The organism is Microbacterium sp. 13-71-7, from assembly GCF_002257455.1.
Taxonomy (GTDB): domain Bacteria; phylum Actinomycetota; class Actinomycetes; order Actinomycetales; family Microbacteriaceae; genus Microbacterium.
Genome location: NZ_NCKN01000368.1, coordinates 1 through 2,520, shown reverse-complemented (window position 1 = coordinate 2,520; position 2,520 = coordinate 1). Strand labels below are relative to the sequence as shown.

Below are 2,520 nucleotides of genomic sequence, written 5' to 3'. Positions count from 1 at the left end.
ATGACACGCCCGGTGTCGCATGGTGCGAGTTCGCTCGTCGCCTCGCGCACCGGCGACGTCGTGGAGGCGATCGCCGTGGCCCTGGCGCTGCCGGCGGCGCTGCTGCACGCGGATGTGCTCACCCTGCTGCGTGGAATGATGGCAACGTGAGCGGAAACGGCGCCTATCCAGGCGGCCCGGGGGGTCCGGCTGCTCCGGGTGCCCCCGAGCCGCGATCGGTGATCGATCCCGGCGCGCCCCCGCTCTCCCGTCGCCGTCGCCGTGACGAGCAGCTCGCCGCGCAGTCCGGACCGACCGTGGCGGACGACATGCCCGCGTTCGCGGCCTCGGTCATCGCCGCCGCGCCGCAGCCCGGCACCGTGCGTGCGCCGTCGCCGGCGCGCACGTCCGCGCCGGGGCAGAACCCGCTCGGCCCCGCTTTCGCGGGCACACCGGCATCGACCGGCGCACGCCTCATCGCCTTCACGATCGACGCGATCCTCATCGGCGTCGTCGCCGTCGCCGTGCTCCTCGGAACCCGGAGCCTCGTGCTCGCCGCGGTCGTGGCGCTCCAGCTCGCGATCGGGTTCTGCGTGGCACTCGCCCGCACCGGCGCGACCCCGGGCAACCTCATGCTGCGCCTGCGCGCCTCCCGCGGCGACGCGCCGTTCTCGCCCGGCACCGGGCGCGCGTTCGTGCGCGCCCTCGTGACCGGGTTCGGCTTCGTGGTCGGGATTGGATCCTGGATCGTCGTCGCCTCCAGCGCGTGGGACGCCGGTGGCCGGCGGCGCTCGTGGGCCGACCGCGCGGCCGGCACCGTCGTGGTCGCCGTGCCGCGGGCCGGAGCCGTCGTCGCGCCGGCCGCCGCGACGACCGTCGCGCCCCCGCTCGTGTTCAACACCTCCGTGCGCCCCGCCGTCGACGATGACGAGGCTCCGGGCGTGCCTGCCGCCGCGCTCGCGCAGGTTCCGAACGCCGCCGTCCCCGTCGCACCGGCCGCCGTGGCGCCGGTCCCGCGTGCGCAGCCGGCGGCACCCGTGCATCCCGCGGCGCCCGTGCATCCTGTGGCGCCTGCCGCGACGCCCACGCCGACGCCCGCATCGGCACCCGAACCCGCGCGGGCGGAGCCGTCCGCGCTGCTGCTGATCTTCGACACGGGTCAGCGGGTCCGCATCGAGTTGCCCGCCGCCGTCAACCTGGGCCGACGCCCCGCGCCGTCCGAGCCGGGCGACCTCGTCGTCGCCGTCGAGGATCCCGACAGCACCGTCTCGAAGACCCACCTGCGCCTGGAGCACTCCCGTGGGCGCACCTGGGCGACCGATCTCGGATCCACCAACGGATCCGGCGTCTTCGCCGATGACGGACGCCGCAGCGAGCTCGCGCCCGGAGCGCGCACCCTGCTCGACGACGGCGATCGCGTGCGCATCGGCGACCGCACCTTCACCGTGAACGAACTGCTGCCAGACGGCGGCGAGAGAGGCGCGAGCGCATGACGGGTCCGCGACTGGCACCTCCGCGGGTTCCCTCGGGCAAGCTCACGGTGCAGGCTCCGCCCGAGCTCGCGCCGACCGACGGCGGCTCGAACATGCTCACCTCGCTCCTGCCGATGCTCGGCAGCATCGGCGCGGTCGTGATGGTCAGCATGAACAACTCCGGGCCCGGCGGCTTCCTCATCGGCGGCATGGTGCTGGTGTCCTCCCTCGGCTTCGTGGTCGTCAACGGATGGCGGCAGCGTTCGCAGAAGCAGGCGGCCACGCTCGCAGCCCGGCGGGAGTACCTCGCCTACCTCACCGATCTGCGCGCCTCCATCCGCGTCGCCGCACACCAGCAGCGCCGCGCCGCGAACTGGCGGCTGCCCGCGCCCTCGGCCCTGCCCTACGTCGCAGAGGAGCGCACCCGTGTCGCGGAGAGGGGCCCCGCGGACGAGGACTTCCTGTCGGTGCGGATCGGCCTCAGCGATCAGCCGCTGTGCATCACGCTCGAGGCGCCGGAGCTGCCGCCGCTCGCCCAGCTCGACCCGGTGTCGGCCTCCGCCGCGCACCGGTTCATGCTCGCGCACTCCACCCAGACGCAGCTGCCGCTGGGCGTCTCGCTGCGCGACCACGCCCGTGTCGAGATCACCGGCGACGAGACCGAGGCGCGCGGCATCGCCCGGGCGATGATGCTGCACATCGCGACCATGCACGACCCCGAGAACGTGCAGATCGTGATCGCCGCGGATCAGGCGGCGCTGCCGCAGTGGGAGTGGGCGAAGTGGCTCCCGCACACGCACTCCCGCACCGGCAGCGACGCGCTGGGACCTGCGCGCATGATCGGATCCCGGATGGGCGACCTCGAGGAGCTGCTGCCCGCGGGGATCCGCGAGCGGGCCCGCTTCTCGCGCGGATCCGGGTCCGCCGAGCTGCCGCACCTGGTCGTGCTCACCGATGGCGTGCCGGCGTCGAGCCTCGTCGACGGCGTCGCGGGCGTGACGATCATCGACCTGCCGTCGCGCTGGGGCGACCTGGACGACGACCGCACCCTGCGCATCGCGCTGTCGCC

General features: G+C 74.6%; 1 protein-coding gene and 1 pseudogene. Both read left to right on the top strand.

From position 1 onward, the window contains the following. The first annotated feature begins 218 nt into the window (after positions 1-218). Positions 219-1,472 carry an RDD family protein gene (locus tag B7X32_RS20325; RefSeq protein WP_292723913.1) on the top strand — a complete coding sequence of 418 codons (1,254 nt, stop codon included), beginning with the start codon at positions 219-221 and terminating at the stop codon, positions 1,470-1,472. Next, positions 1,469-2,520: pseudogene (locus B7X32_RS20320) on the top strand (type VII secretion protein EccC); the annotation flags it as partial. The gene B7X32_RS20325 and the pseudogene B7X32_RS20320, both read left to right, overlap by 4 nt.